Origin of the sequence: Martinezella lusitana (assembly GCF_014207095.1) — a bacterium.
GTDB lineage: Bacteria > Pseudomonadota > Alphaproteobacteria > Rhizobiales > Rhizobiaceae > Rhizobium > Rhizobium lusitanum_B.
Window position 1 is genome coordinate 64,385 of sequence record NZ_JACHBG010000025.1, and the last position, 19,114, is coordinate 83,498.

The 19,114-nt window shown below is 57.7% G+C and carries 25 protein-coding genes; 16 read left to right on the forward strand and 9 right to left on the reverse strand.

From position 1 onward, the window contains the following. Positions 1–337 precede the first annotated feature (337 nt). The gene (locus GGD46_RS29075; protein WP_184710293.1) at positions 338–601 is read left to right on the forward strand and encodes a hypothetical protein; all 264 of its coding nucleotides are present in this window, start codon (positions 338–340) and stop codon (positions 599–601) included. Here the strand turns inward: GGD46_RS29075 and GGD46_RS29080 are convergent. Beyond that, positions 583–1,821, reverse strand: coding sequence for a cytochrome-c peroxidase (locus GGD46_RS29080; protein WP_184710295.1), 1,239 nt, complete (start codon positions 1,819–1,821; stop codon positions 583–585). The genes GGD46_RS29075 and GGD46_RS29080 overlap by 19 nt on opposite strands. A gap of 166 nt (positions 1,822–1,987) precedes the next feature. Here GGD46_RS29080 and GGD46_RS29085 point away from each other — a divergent pair, with 166 nt between their 5' ends. Continuing rightward, positions 1,988–3,559, forward strand: a complete 1,572-nt coding sequence (locus GGD46_RS29085) for an acid phosphatase (RefSeq protein WP_184710297.1) — start codon at positions 1,988–1,990, stop codon at positions 3,557–3,559. 609 nt (positions 3,560–4,168) lie between these two features. On the opposite strand, the gene GGD46_RS29090 is transcribed toward GGD46_RS29085, so the two are convergent. From GGD46_RS29090 to GGD46_RS29100, 3 genes are all read right to left on the reverse strand, one after another. Next, entirely contained in the window at positions 4,169–4,933 is a 765-nt protein-coding gene (locus GGD46_RS29090) for an alpha/beta fold hydrolase (RefSeq protein WP_210325755.1), read from the reverse strand. 89 nt (positions 4,934–5,022) lie between these two features. Next, positions 5,023–5,406: a DUF1048 domain-containing protein gene (locus tag GGD46_RS29095; protein WP_184710299.1), complete on the reverse strand. Its 384-nt coding sequence runs from the start codon at positions 5,404–5,406 to the stop codon at positions 5,023–5,025. Between the two features lie 2 nt (positions 5,407–5,408). Further along, complete coding sequence (locus GGD46_RS29100) at positions 5,409–5,738, reverse strand: PadR family transcriptional regulator (protein WP_184710301.1); 330 nt, start codon at positions 5,736–5,738, stop codon at positions 5,409–5,411. Positions 5,739–6,452: 714 nt separating this feature from the next. Here GGD46_RS29100 and GGD46_RS29105 point away from each other — a divergent pair. The 3 genes from GGD46_RS29105 (at position 6,453) to GGD46_RS29115 (ending at position 7,585) form a co-directional block, all read left to right on the forward strand. Next, positions 6,453–6,662: a cold-shock protein gene (locus GGD46_RS29105; RefSeq protein WP_184710303.1), complete on the forward strand. Its 210-nt coding sequence runs from the start codon at positions 6,453–6,455 to the stop codon at positions 6,660–6,662. 426 nt (positions 6,663–7,088) lie between these two features. Beyond that, positions 7,089–7,379 (forward strand): 30S ribosomal protein S21, encoded by a 291-nt coding sequence (gene rpsU, locus GGD46_RS29110; RefSeq protein ID WP_184710306.1) that lies wholly within the window; start codon positions 7,089–7,091, stop codon positions 7,377–7,379. Continuing rightward, positions 7,376–7,585: a hypothetical protein gene (locus GGD46_RS29115; protein WP_184710308.1), complete on the forward strand. Its 210-nt coding sequence runs from the start codon at positions 7,376–7,378 to the stop codon at positions 7,583–7,585. The genes rpsU and GGD46_RS29115 overlap by 4 nt, the downstream gene beginning before the upstream one ends. A 326-nt stretch (positions 7,586–7,911) precedes the next feature. Here GGD46_RS29115 and GGD46_RS29120 read toward each other — a convergent pair whose 3' ends face one another. From GGD46_RS29120 to GGD46_RS29130, 3 genes are all read right to left on the reverse strand, one after another. After that, positions 7,912–8,385 carry an Rrf2 family transcriptional regulator gene (locus GGD46_RS29120; protein ID WP_184710310.1) on the reverse strand — a complete coding sequence of 158 codons (474 nt, stop codon included), beginning with the start codon at positions 8,383–8,385 and terminating at the stop codon, positions 7,912–7,914. 75 nt (positions 8,386–8,460) lie between these two features. Next, the gene (hmpA, locus tag GGD46_RS29125; protein ID WP_184710312.1) at positions 8,461–9,669 is read right to left on the reverse strand and encodes an NO-inducible flavohemoprotein; all 1,209 of its coding nucleotides are present in this window, start codon (positions 9,667–9,669) and stop codon (positions 8,461–8,463) included. A gap of 346 nt (positions 9,670–10,015) precedes the next feature. Further along, positions 10,016–10,564 carry a hypothetical protein gene (locus GGD46_RS29130; protein ID WP_184710314.1) on the reverse strand — a complete coding sequence of 183 codons (549 nt, stop codon included), beginning with the start codon at positions 10,562–10,564 and terminating at the stop codon, positions 10,016–10,018. 225 nt (positions 10,565–10,789) lie between these two features. On the opposite strand from GGD46_RS29130, the gene GGD46_RS29135 reads away from it, so the two are divergent. The 3 genes from GGD46_RS29135 to arr all read left to right on the forward strand — a co-directional run bounded on the left by GGD46_RS29135 (position 10,790) and on the right by arr (position 12,073). Beyond that, positions 10,790–11,032, forward strand: a complete 243-nt coding sequence (locus GGD46_RS29135) for a type II toxin-antitoxin system VapB family antitoxin (RefSeq protein ID WP_184710316.1) — start codon at positions 10,790–10,792, stop codon at positions 11,030–11,032. After that, the gene (locus GGD46_RS29140) at positions 11,032–11,445 is read left to right on the forward strand and encodes a type II toxin-antitoxin system VapC family toxin (protein WP_246806502.1); all 414 of its coding nucleotides are present in this window, start codon (positions 11,032–11,034) and stop codon (positions 11,443–11,445) included. The genes GGD46_RS29135 and GGD46_RS29140 overlap by 1 nt, the downstream gene beginning before the upstream one ends. Before the next feature lie 205 nt (positions 11,446–11,650). Continuing rightward, entirely contained in the window at positions 11,651–12,073 is a 423-nt protein-coding gene (arr, locus tag GGD46_RS29145; protein WP_184710320.1) for an NAD(+)--rifampin ADP-ribosyltransferase, read from the forward strand. A gap of 196 nt (positions 12,074–12,269) precedes the next feature. Here arr and GGD46_RS29150 read toward each other — a convergent pair whose 3' ends face one another. Together GGD46_RS29150 and GGD46_RS29155 are read right to left on the reverse strand one after the other, a co-directional pair. Further along, a complete protein-coding gene (locus GGD46_RS29150; RefSeq protein WP_184710322.1) occupies positions 12,270–12,668 on the reverse strand; it encodes a DUF1236 domain-containing protein in 399 nt (132 codons plus the stop codon). Positions 12,669–12,834: 166 nt separating this feature from the next. Further along, positions 12,835–13,773, reverse strand: coding sequence for a LysR family transcriptional regulator (locus tag GGD46_RS29155; protein ID WP_184710324.1), 939 nt, complete (start codon positions 13,771–13,773; stop codon positions 12,835–12,837). 107 nt (positions 13,774–13,880) lie between these two features. On the opposite strand from GGD46_RS29155, the gene GGD46_RS29160 reads away from it, so the two are divergent. From GGD46_RS29160 to GGD46_RS29195, 8 genes are all read left to right on the forward strand, one after another. Further along, positions 13,881–14,495 carry a nitroreductase family protein gene (locus GGD46_RS29160; RefSeq protein WP_184710326.1) on the forward strand — a complete coding sequence of 205 codons (615 nt, stop codon included), beginning with the start codon at positions 13,881–13,883 and terminating at the stop codon, positions 14,493–14,495. Then, entirely contained in the window at positions 14,492–15,340 is an 849-nt protein-coding gene (locus tag GGD46_RS29165) for an EamA family transporter (protein WP_184710328.1), read from the forward strand. The genes GGD46_RS29160 and GGD46_RS29165 overlap by 4 nt, the downstream gene beginning before the upstream one ends. Before the next feature lie 191 nt (positions 15,341–15,531). Continuing rightward, the gene (locus GGD46_RS29170) at positions 15,532–16,050 is read left to right on the forward strand and encodes a DUF4142 domain-containing protein (RefSeq protein ID WP_184710330.1); all 519 of its coding nucleotides are present in this window, start codon (positions 15,532–15,534) and stop codon (positions 16,048–16,050) included. Positions 16,051–16,057: 7 nt separating this feature from the next. Next, positions 16,058–16,381 (forward strand): amicyanin, encoded by a 324-nt coding sequence (locus GGD46_RS29175; protein WP_184710332.1) that lies wholly within the window; start codon positions 16,058–16,060, stop codon positions 16,379–16,381. A gap of 37 nt (positions 16,382–16,418) precedes the next feature. After that, positions 16,419–17,150 carry an RNA polymerase sigma factor gene (locus GGD46_RS29180; protein WP_184710334.1) on the forward strand — a complete coding sequence of 244 codons (732 nt, stop codon included), beginning with the start codon at positions 16,419–16,421 and terminating at the stop codon, positions 17,148–17,150. A 157-nt stretch (positions 17,151–17,307) separates the two neighbouring features. Next, positions 17,308–17,901, forward strand: a complete 594-nt coding sequence (locus GGD46_RS29185; RefSeq protein ID WP_184710336.1) for a hypothetical protein — start codon at positions 17,308–17,310, stop codon at positions 17,899–17,901. Next, a complete protein-coding gene (locus tag GGD46_RS29190) occupies positions 17,901–18,461 on the forward strand; it encodes a hypothetical protein (protein ID WP_184710338.1) in 561 nt (186 codons plus the stop codon). Before GGD46_RS29185 ends, GGD46_RS29190 begins: the two co-directional genes overlap by 1 nt. Continuing rightward, on the forward strand, positions 18,451–19,023 hold the full coding sequence (locus tag GGD46_RS29195) for a hypothetical protein (RefSeq protein WP_184710340.1): 573 nt from the start codon (positions 18,451–18,453) through the stop codon (positions 19,021–19,023). Before GGD46_RS29190 ends, GGD46_RS29195 begins: the two co-directional genes overlap by 11 nt. Positions 19,024–19,114 lie beyond the last annotated feature (91 nt).

Genomic DNA, 19,114 nt, shown 5'->3' on the forward strand with positions numbered 1-19,114 from the left:
CGCGCTGGGGCTGAGACCCCAGCATTGGTCGCCGATATCAGGCTAGAGACGACAGGGCGCAGGCAAAAAGTCGGAATCCCAAGCTCCCCGCCGAGTTTACGGCAGGGCAAATTTGGGACGGCGCCCTCGAAGCGCGAAAGGAAATGCATCGTTACCGACCAGCGAAGTGTGTAACGATGTCGAGCTCATTTCAATTAGTTTTGGTAAGGTAGGTCTGAAGGTCGTCAGCGTTCCCTCAGGACGATCTCGCGAGAGGCTATTTGGGTCGGTGATGGGAATGAAGTGAGCCAGCTCAGGTTTCGGATGAATAAAGTGGAGCAACAGGGAGAGCACGAGCATGAACGTTGACAAAGTGATTGCAGTGGTTTCGGCAGCGGGGATCGAGCTGACGGACAGGCGCCGAACCATTTCAGATGATGGCTGGTCTCTCAGTTTCGCCAATGGCGCCGAGCTTCAGATCGGTGACGACGGCAAGATCAACGCTTCGGGCAAAGGTGCCGATTCCGTCCTTGGCCTTCTCGACCTGAGGTCAAGCGGCGCCACGAAATCAAAGGCGCAGCGGCCACGCACGGGGCGTCCGTCTCACTTTGGCGGCTCGTAACCATCGCTAAGCGTGGCAAGAAAGGCAACCACATCATCAATCTCGGTTGAAGAAAGCGCTGGCTCTTCGCCCGCTTTGCGATCAAAGGGGGGATCCATGTTGACGTTGGCTTTCGCCTCCTCCGACAGATCGTCATATTTATCGAGGCTGCCATCGGCTTTTCGTGGGTACCAACGCTCCGGATGGGTCTCCCGCTCGACATAAAAGCGCACTGCGTCTTGCAACGAATGAACACCGCCATTGTGGAAGAAAACCTTACGCAGGGCGACATTGCGCAGCGTTGGCGTACGAAACAGCCCGCAATATTCCTGACGTCCGATAAAGTCAGTGCGCAAAGGTCCGCACAAACCAAGGTCGCGGAATGCCGGATCCTTGTTGGCAGGAATATCGCGGTTACGGGGCACTCCGATGGCAATCAGCCCATAGTCGGTAAACTGTGGCGGCGTGCCGTCGTGTCCGCGCTGACTGACATGACAGGACGCGCAATTGCCCTTGTCAGGGGCATTGAACAATTCAAGCCCTCTTGCCTCCTGAGGGGTGAGCGCGACCTTGCCGGCCAACACTGCGTCATATTTGCTCGAGTAGGGATAGAAGGTCTTATAATCTTGCTGAAACACCTCAAGCGCCTTGAGCGCGGTGCGAAACGCGATCGCCGGGTCGCCGCCAGCCTTCGGCCCCGCGATATCAGCGATCGCCTTGCCGTAGCCAGCCTTTAGCACGTGGCGACCGACCTCAACTCCGCTTTTATTGCCCATCTCGAAATCGGAAAGCAGTGGAATTTTGGCTTGCTCACTGCCGCGATCGACCCGACCGTCCCAGGTCAGACCGCCGGTCGGTCCGTTGTCGATGCTTTCGTCCGCCTCATCCTCGGATTCGAAGAAGTGCTCACTAAAGGGCGGGACGACCTGCAGATATTTGAGCGAGGGTGCCGCCCGCAACCCCACCTGGTTCAGATCGCCGCCGCCGAGCTGAACCGAGCGATCGTTAGCCGGCCCGAATGCATGGGAAGGGTCGTGGCAGGAGGAACAGGCTGTTCTGCCTGATGCCGATAGCGACGGATCGAAGAAGAGAGCCTTGCCGAGTGCTGCCAGCGCCGATGTCTTTCGTCGCACCTCGTCGCGCGACAGGGCCTGACCCAATTGGACCGAGGTCGTCAACAGCAACATTGCGGCGACACCGCCGATCCTGAGCCATTGTCCTCTATGCGGCGTCAATTGCATCGCTATGGTCGCTATCCCTTACCACAATGTCACATATCATCCAGCCGTCATCGTTAGCCGGGTTTTGGACCTGTTTCAATTAGCACTTGCCTTGGCTACCCGCCAGAATATGCTGCCTCATTGAGGTGGAGGCGCATCCACCGAAATCCTGGAGAGGAAAATCCAAATGAAGTCGATCACTGCTGCAGCCATCAGTGCGTTAGGTCTTTCCGTGGCCGTTTTTGGCCCTGCTTTTGCCGGAAGTTCTGACACAAAGACCGGACCAAACGGGAAAGCCGCCAGTGACCTGAAGCTGATCGACACCGTCGTCGTGATCTATGCGGAAAACCGCAGTTTCGACAATCTCTATGGCAACTTCCCAGGCGCTAACGGTGTCTCGAAGGCGCCGGCAAGCGCACGGATCCAGCGCGACCGGGACGGCAAGCCGTTTAAGGAACTACCACCGATCTGGGAGGGCCTCACTGCCAAAGGCGTGACGCCACCAATAACACAGGCTGCGACCGAGCACCTGCCCAATCGCCCATTCCGCGCGGATGATCCAAAGGGCTTTAACATCGCCATGAATACGATCACGCGCGATCTATGGCACCGCTACTACCAAAACCAGATGCAGATCAACGGCGGCCGAAACGACAAGTTCGTCGCCTATGCCGATTCAGGCGCATTGACGATGAGCCTCTGGGATGGCTCGAAGATGCCTATGTGGAAGGTCGCGCAGAAATACGTACTGGCCGACAACTTCTTCATGGGCGCTTTCGGCGGCTCCTTCTTCAACCATCAATGGCTGATCTGCGCCTGCGCGCCATATTACGCGAATGCCGACACAAGTGCTGCCAAACCTTCCATTGCGGCGGTCGAGGCAGATGGGGTAACGTTGAAGGCCGCCCCCAACTCACCGAAATCGGCAATCGACGGCGTCCCGAAGTTTGTCAGCGATGGCAATCTCACACCCGATTTCTATGCCGTCAACACTATGCAGCCTCCTTATCAACCTAGCGGCAATGGTCCTGCTGCGGATGGAGACAAGACGCTTGCCGATCCGGGCAAGCCAACGACCTTACCGGCGCAGACCGAGCCCACCATCGGCGACATGCTTAGTCTCAAGCATGTGACGTGGGCCTGGTACGGAGGTGCCTGGCAGGATGTGCTTGACCATGGCAACAAGGACCCGGTACCGAGCTTTCAATATCACCATCAACCATTCAACTATTATGCCAACTTCGCCCCCGGCACGCCTGCCCGAGCCGAGCATCTGAGGGATGGCGGCCTCGCCGGGGCTGAGTTCATCAAGGCAATCGACGCCGGAACGCTACCGCAAGTGTCGTTCTACAAGCCTCAGGGCAATCTTAACGAACACTCAGGCTACACCAATATCGATGCTGGTGACGCCCATATTGCCGACTTGATCGGCCATCTTGAGAAGAGCCCGCAATGGCCGCATATGCTTGTCGTCGTCACCTATGACGAGAATGGTGGACTCTGGGATCATGTCGCGCCGCCCAAGGGTGACCGTTGGGGTCCCGGTTCGCGTATTCCGGCCATTATCGTCTCGCCCTATGCACGCCACGGCTATGTCGATCACACGCCGATGGACACGACCTCCATCCTGCGCTTCATCACACGCCGCTACGAGTTGCCGACCCTCCACGGGATCACCGTTCGAGACGCCTCCGTCGCTGCCCATAAACAAAAGCCGCTCGGCGACTTGACCAGCGCGCTCGTGCTGAAGGACAAGTAAGACCGGGTATCGGCACAGCATATGTGGTGTGAGCGGCGGAAGGAGGCGTCACCATATCGCTTCCGCCGCTCTACTGTCGCTACTGCAAGCAGCAGTGATTTCCGCTTGAAGTCCATGCGAGTGATTTGATCTCGGCGATCACGGCTGCGCCACCACAATGGGGTGATACTAATAGACGGAGATGTTCAGGCGTCGGATCATCGCGGTAGCGGCCACAGACAACTCCCCATCCGAAACGAAAGTCACGTTGGGATGCTGAAGTATCCACGATAGTTCGTCGATGCGCCACCGTTGGATTTGGCTATTTTCCGCCGTCAGAAGCGTCGTGGCGACCCGCCAATTGAATCGGAACCCATCGCCGCGCTCCATCAGCAATTCCTATTGCTGGAACAGCTCGCACAGCATGCTCTGCCCACCGATGGGCAACCCGCCATGAAATGCTGAGCATGGTGATCAAGGCCTTAGAGGGCGGCAAGTTTCGATTGGCCGCGTGGAAGCACCGCGCCGATTGGAAGTACCAGCGCATCGCTTGCCTTCCTTCCGCAATGGTCAGCGCCTCCAGCATCAAGTTTGCCATGAAGGCCCAAGATGCTGGATCCGATCTCATCGTCAACCGTTTAGCGGCTGGCGCGAAAGGCCCCAAATGGGTGGCATTGAGGCAATCTCACGCACCGCCTCGGCGATTGCGCGAAAGTCCTTGTGCAGGATCGTCCGGTGATTGCTGGCGACCTTCGCACTAACCTCAAGGTACCGATTGCGGGCGAGCGCAGGGATGATGCTTTCGCGCATCGCCCTGAATTCCTCTTCACAACCGCAGAGACTGGCACCGGTGGCAAGCACGTATCGGACGGGCACTCTTATACCGTCGAGCACCGGATCGAAGGCGGCAGCAACCTTATGCTTCTCAATGGTGATCTCGGCATGTTGTTCGGCGCTCATGTGCGCCGCAACGCCCAGTCGACTGGCTATTGGCAACACTAACCGCATCCACCGAAACAAAGTGCGGATCCTCTCGTGCCCGGCCGCCTCGATCCAGCCCCAAGGAAACGCCCCCTCCACTGCCACGACGCCCAAAGCGCGATCCGGGTTCCGAGCTGCCCATTGCACGCCGATATATGCCCCATAGGACCACCCCACCAGCAGCGCGCGATTCACACCTCTGGCACCCAGGACGGCATCGAGGTCGCGAATGCACGCCTCGAAGGAATAATCTGCAGAACGCTTGGAACGGCCACGTGCGCGCTCATCATACAGGATATGCCGCCAGTTGGGTCCGAGGTCGGCCACGACCTTGCGCCATCGCGACTGGTCGGCAAATGAGCCATTGAGATAAACTACAGCTACGCTATGGCCGCCGAGGTCGGTGACGGCCAAGGCTGTATCTTCAATTGGAAGCAAACCTGTCCATTCCGCTGTCACATTTGGTCGCCAAGTGCGGCCCTCAGCGAAGGATGGTTGGATCATCATTCGTCATCCGTATGGAACGTCGTTCCTGCGGCCGCATGATCGATAGCCATAGTCAGCCGATCACGCTCTTTCTTGACCCATTGGCCATCCGAGTAGTTCGCGATGAACGTCTCCGCGAATTCAACCGGGTCTGCTCCAACGATATCTCGGACCGGCGTGCCGTTCGCTACGCTCTGCTCGAACAGGTCGGCAAGATCGTGATACATCCGCGCCGCGACCTCGCCTTTGGCGATCCCTCCAACGTACATCAGATACCGCTCCAGCGCCTCGGCGGCCGCCCGATAGTTCGCGGGTAGCGCGCTGATCCTCGCTTTGGACTGCTGGTATTGCTTCTTTTGTTCGAGCGTTCCGGTGATGAGCTCTATCCATCCTGCAGCCATGTCTATCTTCCTCCTTCATGGAGCTGTTCCAGTCGATCTGCGAGGAACCGCCAGTTCCTCCAGAACTCTTCGAGATATTTCCGCCCCTCGACATTGAGGGAGTACACCTTGCGCGGCGGCCCCTTCTCGGATGGAACCTTCTCCACCTCGACGAGACCACGCTGCTCTATCCTGACAAGCAGCGCGTAGACGGTTCCTTCGGCGATATCGGAGAAACCTTGCTCCCGCAGCCATGTCGTAATCTCGTAGCCGTACGCCTGACGGCCAGACAGAATGGCGAGCACCATGCCCTCCAGCGTACCCTTGAGCATCTCCGTCATTTGCTTGCTCACGGCATCTCCTTAGATGACTATTCAGCGAGACTGAGTACCGGTATATAGCGTTACTATGTAGTAGCGTCAAGCCTGCAAAAACTGTCCGGATTTCTTCAGCAATCCGTTGCAAAAGCGAGTGCCATTGGAATCGGCAAGGACGGACGAAGACATCGCGTCGCAACGGGCAGATAGCTGCCACTCGCCAGAAGGATCGGGCTTTACCTCTGGCGTTAATCATGCGGCCCGGCGTCGGCGCAGCGTCGTCCCGTCGCGAGCGTTCGGGCCACTGGCAAGACGGACAACCAAGGCGATGCTGGCCAGATAATTCACCCGCTTCCCCTGCCCTTCTTCGCTGCAAGAGCTCCAGTGGAGAGACTGCTCTTTTCATCGAACTCGGCGACACGCTTTCGTTCAACACATGGCGGCCGAAGTCAGCGAGGGTGAAGACGTAGTCGCCTGTCGGACGTCGATCGACAGAGAGCCATAGCCACGCCACCCAACCTAGCATCAGCCGCCGGACGTGCTGCGGTCCGACAAACCTTGTCGCCGGCAAGAACCTTCTGTGAAATTGCTGTTGCCAAAATTTAAATTAAACCTATATCAGAGGCATCGACCATTGCTTGTGACGTCGTCGAGGAGCTCTATCGCCCCCGACGGATTCCTCTCAAATAATCGATCAATCCCCGCAAGGTATCGCGGGAGCAACAACGGTTACTACGAAAGGAAATCGTTATGAACACTGGTACTGTAAAGTGGTTTAACTCCACAAAAGGCTTCGGCTTCATTCAGCCTGATGATGGCAGCACGGACGTTTTTGTCCATATTTCCGCGGTAGAGCGTGCCGGCATGCGCTCGCTCAACGACGGCCAGAAGATCTCTTACGACATCGTGCAGGATCGCAGATCTGGCAAGAGCTCGGCTGACAATCTTCGGGCCGTATAAGTTTTTGACGGCTTCGCGCAACCGTTGATATACGTACGCGCTGAAATCATGACCGAGGAAGGTCGGGATACGTCCCGACCTTTTGTTTTTTATTTCGAACGAAGACCGACATGGCGCATGGTCTTTATCGGCCGGGCGACAACATTGTCTGGAGCCTGGAAATCTTGGAAGCGCCCAACCCTCCGGCACCAGCAGAATCGTGTCTGTCCTGCCGGTCTCGCAGGGCGTTGTTCACTACAGGGTCCGGTTTCAAAACGAGACCTTCGAGCGGGGCATCCGACACGATGAGATCGACGTTGAGGCGGCGGCATCATCGCTGTCGCCACAGCAGCCCGAATTGCCGAGAACGTCGAAATCGAGCTGGATCAATACAAGCTCAATCCGTACAAAGAAATTGGCGCAGCGCGAGCTGAGTAAGGAGAAACTTTGCAGGTTCTGGTCAGAGACAACAACGTTGAACAGGCGCTCCGCGTCCTGAAAAAGAAGTTACAACGCGAAGGCGTGTTCCGGGAAATGAAGGCCCGCAGCGCCTATGAAAAGCCATCCGAAAAGCGCGCTCGTGAAAAGAGCGAAGCAATCCGCCGTGCCCGAAAGCTTGCCCGCAAGCAGGCTCAGCGCGAAGGCCTGTTACCCGCGCCTAAGAAAAAAGTCATGGGGCTGGGTCGTGGACGCCCGCCGTCGCTTGCAAGTGCTTCCGCTAATAAAGAGGAAACATGACAGAGACGAAAGACAATCTGTTCAAGCCTGAAAAGCTGTCAGCGCAGGCGAAGTCCGAGCAGACGACGTCGATTGCCAAGGATATCCTGGCCGGCGAAGCGTCTGCTCGGCAAAAGAAGACAGACAGACTTCGCGCGCTCCGGTTGGCGCAAGAGGCAGCGACTTCGCCAGCGCCGAAAACAAAAAAGACAGGCAAGACGGTATAGCCGGTCGATGCCGGAGTTTGGCAAGTCAATCGCTCGCTGAAAGCTGTAACAACGACGGCGCCATATTTGGTCATTAGGGCCGCAAAGGCTGTGACATCGCAGGCACAAGCCCTCGAGCACAGGCCTTGCAGGTGCGTTCGCCTCTAACGCAGCAGTTACTCGCAAGACAGTTCGGAGGAGTTTGAGTACCGGATCGGTTGCTCACGCCTTGAGCGCCGCCATCTTCTTGCCAAGGAACCAAAGGCCGCGGTGAGCGCCTGTCGCAGCAGCCTCCGAACCAATGACAATTGCCGATCAATAGAGGCAGGACTGCAAAGCGGGACTGTTCAGGGTTTCATCGCACTCTCCAGAGCGCCGGAATTCTCAATGCCCAGAAGTTGCCGGAGCGCGATAGCAGGCCCGACAAGGTCTGCCAGCGTGTAGCCGTCGAGGACCTCGAGAAAGGCTGCGGCTGCCGTTGCAAGCGCGCGCTTGAGAACACAGGCGGGCAGGACAACGCAGCCCTTGCCGCCGTCAGGCTCCATGCAAGGAACCAATGCGAAGTCCGGCTCGCAAGCACGGACAATATCCCCGACACGGATCGCCGATGCCTCACGGGCGAGACGCATTCCTCCCTGGCGTCCCCGTATGGTCTCGATCAAGCCCTTCTGGCCGAGTTCATGGGTGATCTTCATCAGATGGGCCCTCGAGATATGGTAAGCTGCGGCCACGTCGTCGATTGTCGACAGGCTTCCGCCCTTGCGCAGGCCGAGATACATCATCAACCGCAACGCATAGTCCGAATAAACTGTCAGCCGCATGGATTCTCTCCCGATTCCATTGCAGCATAGTGGCAACCAGGCGGCGGGGCGAGTTCCAACCGCCTGATGTTCGCCTTACGCTGCCAGATTGTCGGCAGGACCGAAGAATTCGTAGTGGATCCTGTCGTTGGGGATACCAGCCTTTGCCAATCCGTTGACGAAAACGGCAAGGAACGGCTTCGGCCCACAGAGATAGATGTCGGCCTCCTTCAGCGGCGTGTTTTCGGCGAGCCACTCAAGAGTGACAAAGCCCTCCTGATCGTAATGAACGCCCTTCCGGTCTTCGGAATGCGGTGTCCGATAGAAGATTGCCGATCTCATTCCTTCGCGACCGAGGATGAGCTTGCGCACATGCTCGCCCATCGCATGGACCCTGCCATCCTCAGCACCGTGAACGTAGTAAACGCTCGCATTTCCGTCTTTTGCCGCCATGGCCTCCAGCATACTGATCATCGGCGTCAGGCCGACGCCGCCGCTCAGCAGAACGATCGGCCGCGTTGTATCCTCCTTGAGGAAGAAATCACCGGCCGGCGGCGCAACGTCGAGCACATCGCCCTCCACCACGCTGCCATGCAGATAGTTCGAAATGACCCCTGACGGCTCGCGTTTGACGGAAATTCTGTAGGTCCTTCCATTTGGTGCAGAAGAGATGCTGTAATTGCGGCGATATTCTCCCTTTCCCGGCACTGCGATCCGGAAGGTCAAATACTGGCCCGGGAGATGGCGGACGACCGCTTCATGGTCTTCCGGTTCCAGAACGAAAGAGGTGATGATATCGCTCTCGCGTTGCTTGCCGACGATGCGGAAGCGGCGCCAGCCATTCCATCCACCCTCCGCAGAGCTCAGCTCCTCATAGACCTGCTTTTCCCTGCCGATCAAAATATCCGCCAGAAACCAGTAGGCCTCGCCCCAGGCCGCGAGTACTTCGTCGGTCGCAGCCTCACCCATGACCTGTTTGATGGCGGCAAGCAGCGCATTGGCAACATAGGGATAATGGTGCGGCTGAATCTGCAGGCCGACATGCTTCTGTGCGATCCGCTCGACAGCGGGGCCGAGGACGGCAAGGTTATCGATATTCTGCGCGTAGGCGAGGATCGCTTGCGCCAACGCCTTCGTCTGACCGCCGCCCTCGCCTTGGTTCGACTGATTGAATAGCTTGCGAACCTCCTCATTCTTGAAAAGCAGCAGGTACATTGCAGCGGTGATGTCCGTGCCATGCGCCGCTAGCGCCGGCACCGTGGCCTTCACGATTGCCTTGGTTGTCGCGCTCAGCTCTCTAGCCATTTCCGATCTCCGTGATGTTATGGTGGCGGCACCCATGTACGCCCATAAACATATACCTACAATATATCTTTTAGGCTTGAGCCTGTCCTGTGCGGTTCTGTCACACTTAGACCATTGCGGCGGGACATTGAGACCGGCGGAACCAAGTCGGGAAAATTCGAACTGGTGTCTCCGGTCCTTCGAGCGCAATTGCAGCCCGATATCGTGCCCAGTAGCTTCACATCTGAATGGCTTCTATGCGGGCCTGTGTCGAATATCGCTTGCGTTGCGTCTCGGTAATCGGTTGAGAGCGAACCATAGGTAAATTAACGACGTCCACATACGGCTCTCGCGAGCCCCGCAATGTTCACGCAATAGATCCTTGAGAGCCTCCTCCGGTGAAAATCCATTCTGCCACTGCTCCAAAGCAGCAACGGGCAATTCGCACACCACAGGAACGTGGGCTGGCGTACATTTGCCGATCTCCACTCGTGGATTGCTGCCACTGACGTCGGTATCGACCATGCCGCGGATGGTTGCACGACAGAGTGACAAGAAGGCGCAACCTACTTTGAAGATAGTCGATCGGTATGGAGCAGCGACTTCTGGCAATCTCCTGTCCGCCCATGCCTTGGTATCCGGAAAGAGCCGCGACGATAACAGCATCATCTGGCCCGCGCCGACCGCACCGTTCGTCAACACGAAACTGGGCGCCTCTGATGACTGCAACTGGGCCAGCAACAGCATCCATACCGAGCGTCAGACTAGCGGTGGCGATGTTCTCCGCGACGACACGGACGGCGGCGCCGGCGGCAAATTCACCGGAGCGGACCTGATCGGCCTGCCACGGCAGGTGATTGTCGGCCCGCGCGGTCATGCGCATCTTCTTCATGGTCGGAGCGTCGATCGGCGTCATCCGACACGCTGCTTATCCTCGACAAGACAGGCTTATGGAAGGGGTCGGCACACCCGTCCAACGGCAATGCAGACCTCCGGAGACCGCTGTGGATTGATGGCACGATAAGATGGAGCCCACAAGTGGACCAGACAGCGGGAAGCGACCGTGAGCCCGGCTCCCGCTGCGTATGGACAAATGGTGTACCTGCGTATATACACTGAATGTCATGACAGTGAGGGCAGCATGCTCAGTATCAGGGATCAGGAAGTTCGCACCCTAGCGGAGACCGTCATGCGCAAACGCGGCGCTCTCAACCTCACTGCGGCTATCAAGCTTGCATTGCAGCACGAAATTGAGCGGGCTGACGAAGCTGTCCCCTTGAAGCAGCACGTCGCAGAAATCCGTGCCCGCGCGCTGACGAAGGCGAAGCTTCCGCCCGCCCCGCCCTTGACGAAAGAAGAACGCGACGCACTTTGGGGTCAATGATGTTCATCGAAACCTCAGCGTTCGTCGCCATCCTCGCCGACGAGCCGGAGGCCGACAGTTACCTTACCGCAATCGATGGCGCCACACGCCGACAAACCGGCGCGCATGTTCGGCTCGAAGCCACCATCGACCTAGCGCGCATTCTCGGCCTGGAGGTCCTGGATGCCCAAGAGATGTTCGACTCCTTTCTGCAAGCAGCCAAAATTACTGTGGCTCCGATTACCGATGCGGTCGCCAGACGCGCAGTCGAAGCTTTCGCCCTCTACGGCAAGGGAAAAGGCCATCCCGCTCAGCTTAATTTTGCCGATTGCTTGTCTTATGCCTGTGCCGATACTCTCAACATGCCGATCCTGTTCAAGGGTCATGATTTTGGTGAAACCGATCTTAAGAGCGCGTTGTCCAACGAGCGCTGAGCCGCCTCAAACTGAGCCAGATGCACGATTTCCGGTGAATTCTATGAGAACACTCGACGTGGCATCAAGGCGCCTTTGGTCTGAGTGCACCGAAGACGAACATCCCTCGTCTGGTTTGTGGAAAGCCGCTCTCGACACCAACTGGGACGTCGGCACCGCTTAGCTCTCTGACTTGAAGCAGACGCATAAGAGAAGGACGATCACGATGGCCGAAGTGCTGGACAAGGGACCTTTCTTTCATGGCACAATCGCGGATTTGCGCGTGGGTGATTTCCTCACTGCAGGATACCGGTCGAACTATCGTCCTGAAGTGGTGATGAACCACATCTACTTCACTAGCGTTGTGAATGGTGCCGGGCTTGCCGCTGAAATCGCTGCTGAACTCACCGAGGGCGGCACGGTCCCGCGTGTTTACATCGTAGAGCCGACCGGGACATTCGAGAACGACCCGAATGTGACCGACAAGAAATTTCCCGGCAACCCTACTCGATCGTATCGCAGCAGCGCACCGCTCAAAGTCATTGGCGAAATCAGGTATTGGACCAGATTGACGCCTGAAGCACTACAGGTATGGAGAGAACGGCTGAGCGCACTGCGCTCAGACGAACGAGGCGAAATCATCAACTGATGCGAGGCGAAACGGGCTTGTGCTTATTACGCGATCGAATCGCTAAAAGGAGACCGTCAGCTTTCCAGCAATCTAAGGCATGTCCAGATCATTCCTGCACTGCCCGCTTTGGCTCATTACCAGACATATTTGAGAGAGACGGTTTCAGCCCCCAAAAAGGGTTGGAGAGCGGTTTTCCGCTCTCCAAAAGTGGCTGTTAGTTGAGAATCTGGATAACCTTGCGCGATGACGGCTCAACGATCACACGCTGGTGGTTGACAACCGCATAGGCGTATCGCGGATTCTCAGGAACGGTTCGCACGATGACCGCGCCCGGCAGAGGCTGGCCAACAACGACCCGCTCGCGGACAACCGTTCCTTCTTCAGGCAGCGGCTGCTCGCGGACATAGGTGACGACCTTCTGCGGCGGCGGATCGATGGCAGTACCGACGATGGCCCCTGCTACGCCGCCAACAGCGGCTCCGACAGGTCCGCCAACCACGGCTCCGGTGACAGCGCCGCCAGCAGCGCCGGTAACGGTCGACGATTGGGCAAAGGCGCAGCCGGCGGCCAGGCCAAGCGAGAGTGCAGCGATACTAAGTACTTTCGTTTTCATAACAATTTCCTTTCACCTTCTATTCGTCCGTCATCGACGGAACTGTCAGTGAAACAGGACTACGTCGCGATCTGTTCCTTTGCTTGGGCTTCAGTCGGATGTCTTGGGGCGTTGGTCCCACGAAAATTCGGACTAAAGCTCCATCCGATATCGCTTGGAGGGTCGGTCAAAGATTGGCGATATCCATAAGCGAGTTGGCTTCGAAATCCGATTGGGGATCGCGACCAAACTGTTCGGTCAGAAATTCAAGGAAAACACGGATCTTCGGAGCAAGATGCTGACGAGAGGGATAGACCGCATAATGCGTCGTCTCGGCTGTGGTCCAATCATCCAAAGCCGATTGCAGTCTTCCGGCCTTCAAATCATTCACGACATATGGGAGCGGGATCAGGCTTACCCCGAAACCGCCGCGTAGCGCGTCGCGGACGGCAAGGCTCGATGTGACGGAGTAGCGCGCATCGACGGCAATCCGTTCGGTCCGCCCATCCTTGCTGAACTCCCATACGTCGGCATTCCCACCGAATGGAAAGCGAATCTGATCCAGCGCTTTTAAGTCTGACGGCGTCTTGGGCCTGCCGTATCGCTCGAAATAGGCCGGCGCTGCGCAAAGGACATGCGGCATCGTTGCCAGCTTTCTGGCAATCAAGCTGGAATCATCAAGCGCACTGCTGCCGCGGATTGCAACGTCGAACCCCTCGCGGACGAGGTCGACACGGCGGTCGTCGAGATGAAGATCGAGTTTCAATTGCGGATGACGAGCGAGAAAGGCCGGAATGGCTTCGGAGAAGCGAACAAGCGCCACCGTCATGGGCGCACTGACGCGTAACGTTCCGGACGGGGATGACTTGACCGATGAAAGCGTGGCCTCACCCTCCGCCAAGGATTCAAGCCCTCGGGTGACATATTCAAGGTAGATCTTTCCCTCTTCGGTCAGTGCCATGCGGCGCGTCGTCCGATTAATCAGGCGCACCCCTAAATGGGCCTCCAATTCTGCGACATTCTTACTTATGGCCGGTGGCGTCAGACCAAGCTTGCGCCCAGCTCCGGCGAAGCTTCCGAGGTCTGCCACAATCTTGAAGACCTGAAGAGCCGTAAAGCGATCCATTTATTCTTTTCCTCTGGCAAATAATCTCTTTCAAAATTACCGCATTATCATCCAAGAGCGAACTCAATATCTAAAGGCGGAGGCAATTTTTCCCGGAGTTCTAAGCAATGCCAAACCCAACCATCAGTCTTATCGAGCGTCGTGTCTCGGCCAATCGTTTCGATCCGCATCACACATTGACGAACGCGGAAATCGAGGAGCTGGTTCGCCTGGCGACACGCGCACCAACCGCTTACAATCTTCAAAATTGGCGCTTTATCGCCGTCCGAAAGCCCGGAGCGAAAGCCAGGCTTCGCAAATTGGCATTCGACCAGGCAAAAGTCTCGGATGCGGCCGTCACCTTCATCATCTGCGGAGAACGCCCCGATGACGCCACGCTTCCCAGCAGGCTGCGGCCATTCGTCGAAGCCGGTCACATGCCGGAGGCGATGGCTTTGAGATGGCAGGACGCCACAAGGGCGCAATATGCCGATCCGCAGGCGGCCCGTGATGAAGCTATCCGATCTGCCACGCTCGGTGCAGCGACCTTGATCTATGCTGCCGAAGCATTGGGTCTCGCAACAGGCCCGATGGTCGGCTTTGATGCGGATGGCGTCGTCCGGGAATTTGGCCTGGCGCCTGGCGAGACGCCGGTGATGCTGCTTGCCGTGGGGCGCGCGGCCTCCGGCAACTGGCCCCAGAAGCCGCGCCGTCCGCTCTCGGAGGTTCTGCAGCTATCATGAAAACCAACAGTTCAGATCTCGCATCAACCGCCCTTGCACCGGTTGTCTGGGGCAGCACCTATCTCGTGACCACCCAATTTCTGCAGGGTTTTTCACCGATATCGGTCGCCATGCTGAGAGCGTTGCCAGCCGGACTTATCCTGCTTGCCATCGTACGCGAGCTCCCCAGGGGAGACTGGTGGTGGCGCTCCCTTGTCCTTGGCGCCTTGAACATCGCGATCTTCCTGAGCATGCTGTTCGTCGCAGCCTACAGACTTCCAGGCGGTGTCGCCGGCACGGTTCTCGCGGCTCAGCCGTTGATTGTCGTCTTCCTGGCGTCATTTATCCTGTCGAGCCCGCTGCGACCTCTGGCAATTGCCGGCGCCATAATTGGCATGGGTGGCGTGGCCTTACTTGTGCTGACCCCAAACGCTGCTTTGGATCCGATTGGCATCGCTGCCGGTTTGGCAGGCGCAACCTCCATGGCTTTGGGAGGCACTTTGGCGCGCAAATGGCAACCGCCGGTGTCGCCGCTCACCTTTACGTCCTGGCAACTGACGGCCGGTGGCCTTTTGTTGCTTCCCGCTGTTATCGTCTTCGATCACACCATTCCCATCCCGACGGTCGCCAACTTGCTCGGGCTCGTCTGGCTGGGGCTAATCGGGGCCGCATTGACCTATGTCTTGTGGTTCCGCGGGCTCGGACGACTAGCGCCTTCGGCCGCATCCTCTCTCCTGTTCTTCAGCCCATTGACCGCTGTCCTGCTCGGATGGGCATTCCTCGGGCAAACTCTAACCGCACCTCAAATTGCAGGCATCGGGCTCGTCATCGGAAGCATCTGGCTAAGTCAGCGCGCAAGCGCCTGATGGTCAGCGCCGCTCAACAGAAGAATGTCTCGGTCCATAGGTCCAGACAAATAGCCAGAATTTGATGAGTGAGAGGCGGCTGTGATGGCGATCAGCAGAGATTTTCGGGAACCTTCTGCTGGCCACGGCATCTAATGGCTGTTTCAGGCGCCGGAACGTCTGGAGTATTCCATGGAAGATAGGAGGCCAACATGTTCACGAAACTTCTAGCGGCAACCGCGATGGCGGCAACCCTCGCGACCGCGGCAATCGCCGCTGACAAGCCGACGGATCCGCAGATCGCGCATATTGCCTATACGGCCGGCGAGATCGATATCGCCGCTGCCAAACAGGCGCTCATGATGAGCAAGAACGCCGAGGTTCGGCAGTTCGCCGAGACAATGGAGCGCGACCATGCGGCCGTGAACAAACAAGCGCTTGCCCTGCTGCAAAAATTGAAGGTCAGGCCAGAAGACAACGATACCAGCAAGTCTCTATCGTCTGACGCCAAGGCTGAGCTGACAAAGCTCTCCAAGCTTCATGGCGCCGCATTCGACAAGGCCTATGTCGACAATGAAGTTGCCTATCACAAACAGGTCAATGGCGCGCTCGAGACCCTGCTGATCCCATCAGCACAGAATGGCGAGTTGAAAGCGTTGTTGCAGACAGGCCTGAAGCTCTTCAAGGAGCATCAGACGCATGCCGAGCATCTTGCAGCGATGGTCAAGTAGGCCCGCCATGCCCGCAACGCTTCGCGCCTTGGCCGTTTTGGCATTTGCAGGGTTCGTGGTTGGAGGCCCCGCAAATGCGGTGGCCGCCAATCACGACATCATCATCGCCCAGATGCAATTCGGCACGGTGCGGCCTTTGCATGTCGGCGACGTGATCACCTGGCATAATGATGATATATTCCGCCACAGTGCAACCGCGCGTGACAAGAGCTTCGATATCGACCTGCCGCCGAAGTCGCAAAAAAGCATGGTGGTCAAACAGGTAGGGAAAGTGGATTTCTATTGCCGCTTTCATCCGATGATGACGGGCACGCTCGATGTTCAGCCATAGGCTGGTCTCGCATTCACTGAACTATGTTGGAGTGGTCATGGTTCGTATTCCCGCCGCGGCGCAGCACATACCGGACATGGCAGCTCTATCAAATGCCGATGTCGTCGCCCATGCCAGAACAGGTGACGAGGTGGCTATACGCATCCTCGTGCAACGGCACAATCGTCGCCTGTTTAGAACAGCCCGCGCCATCGTCCACGATGATGCAGAAGCGGAGGACGTGGTCCAGGCAACCTATGTCCATGCCTTTACGCGTCTCGATACGTTTCGCGATGAGGCACAATTTACGACCTGGCTCACCCGGATCGCACTTAACGAGGCGCTCGGGCGTGTCCGGCGCCGCCGGCCAAGCGTCGGTTTGGAGGAGATCGACATGACTGCGGAACCTCGGCGAGGCGAGCTGTTGCAATTTCCGACCTCGCTTTTCGTCGCTGACCCCGAGGCTGAATTTTCCCGCAGCGAGACACGCCGTCTGCTTGAGCGGGCGATCGATGGGCTTCCTGACGAATTCCGCGCGATCTTCGTATTGCGGGACGTCGAGGGCATGAGCACCGAAGAAGCCGCGTCGTATCTCGGCATCAAGCCGGAGACTGCCAAGACCCGACTACACCGGGCGCGCAAGATGATGCGTGGCGCCATCGAAAAGCAGTTGGTGGGAGCGTTCACGCAGCTATTCCCGTTCGACGGAGCGCGATGCGCCGCGATGGCGGACCGCGTGGTCAGGCAATTGAGAGACGCGCGGTCGAACATGATTTTATCGACGGATTAGGCAACGCTGCAATTGCGGCAGGCATTGCCAGCTTCTTGAATTGGACCGGATTGCAGACTTGACCCTTGCCGTATCGCACGCATGTGCCACATAGAGATTGTTGCCTGGTAAATCTTCGATTCCTGGTGGCAAATTTAAGCTCCAACTGAATGCAGCGATGAAACAATCGATCATCAGGAAGACCAACAAGGCGCTTTATGCACGCATTGCCGCCGGGATCGGTGGCCTTCTGGCCGGTGCGCTGTCCATGGGATTATCGATCTACGAGACCCGCACGGGTGAAGACGTGCCGCAGGCAGCAGTTGGCGCCGCCGTCGATGGCGGTCAGTGGAAAGTCACGCTCAATTCCGCAAGCCTTGCCACCAAGACAATGGATGGGCTCCGTGTATCTGATGGCAAGGAAGCGCTGACGGTCGATCTTACGCTCGAGAACCTGACCGCAGAGAGCTCGAACCTTTATCGCGATGCAATCAAACTCGACAACATTCCGAACGCACCCATGCCGCAATTCTATCTCGTTCGGGATCGCGAGCTGCTTTGGGATCTTCAACCGATGATGCCTGAAACCGTTCAGGCGGTTTGGGAGCTGCCGGCAACACAGGCACTGCCCAAGGTCCTGAAAGTCACCGTCGTCGGCACGACATATAAGCCCAAGGACAATCTCTATGTCGCGCCCGGTTGGTTCAATCCCACCAACAAAGCGCGTGTCGATCTGCCGATTGCTGTCGCCGCTGAAGGAGCGCCTCCTTGATGCGGCTGCTCCTTTCCCTGCTGCTGATCGGCCTCAGCGCGCTGCTGCTGGCGTTCCTGCAATCGACGACGCCAAGTTATGCTCTTCTGACAGGCCCGATCAAGACGGTGGGTCAGCAGAAGGATACCCTTTCAAGCAGAACCTTCAGCATCAAGGTCGACAAGATCATACGCGCCAGAATACTGGCGTTCACGCGCTACGGAAAGCCGATTGAACGACAGAGCGAGGGCGTCTGGGTGATCGCCGGCGTCGAGCTTCAGACAAAACGGGAAACGATGACGATCCAGGCTGCAGCGATCAAGGGTGCTTCCGGGCGTCTTTATCGACAGAGCCACCGTGCGGATGGTGCCCCTCGCCTCGCGTCGACCAAGATGCTTCAGCCGGGACTGTCGAGCGCCGGCATAATGATATTCGAGCTGCCCGAAGAAGACGCGCATGACATGACGCTGATCGTTTCCAAACAGCCGTCACCGCAACTGGCCTCCGAAATTCACGTAAAACTGGATCAACACACCGTTGAAACGCGCGATCGGGCGGAGATTGGCGACAATGGCATCTAGGCGGGAACGACGGCTTTGGCTGGTATCCATGGCGAGCCTGCCCTTGCTGCTGGCAGGCAATTTCGCCGTTGATGCATGGCGCAATGCCAAGGAATATGTTCGGCGAAACGAGTTGCAAGTGCACAGCAGCATCAGCGGACAGGCTTATGCCGGAGCCCTGTGGTCCATCAGCCAGACAAGATTGATCGGCGACGGTCGCAACACGAAAATCACCTTCCCGGGGCAAATGCGGCTTTTGATCCTACAGATGACCGCACAGGCCGAAGAAGAGATCGGCAGTTCCTGGAGCGAGTGCCAGCTGACCCTCACAGATCCGAGCGGGCGGCGATGGCTGCCGCTCAACTTTCTTCTATCCGATAGTATCAGCCGCGATCTCGATCCGCAGGCAACGCCGGCCGACGGCTGCGATGCGGCATCCCGCAAACCTCCCGCCAAGGGAGCCGGCACGCTCATCGAGGAAAAGTTCGTCGTGCCGGCCGATGTGATCCCCCTATTGTCGGTGCGGCTCAGCTTTGCCTCAACACGGCCAAACGCCATCGCATTTCCACTGCGCCTGCACTAGGCGGCGTGGACAAATTTGCGTTTAACGTCGACCATGGTGTGAAGCGCTGGGGATCAAAGTATGGCCGTTGATTGGGATCAGATCGGAACGC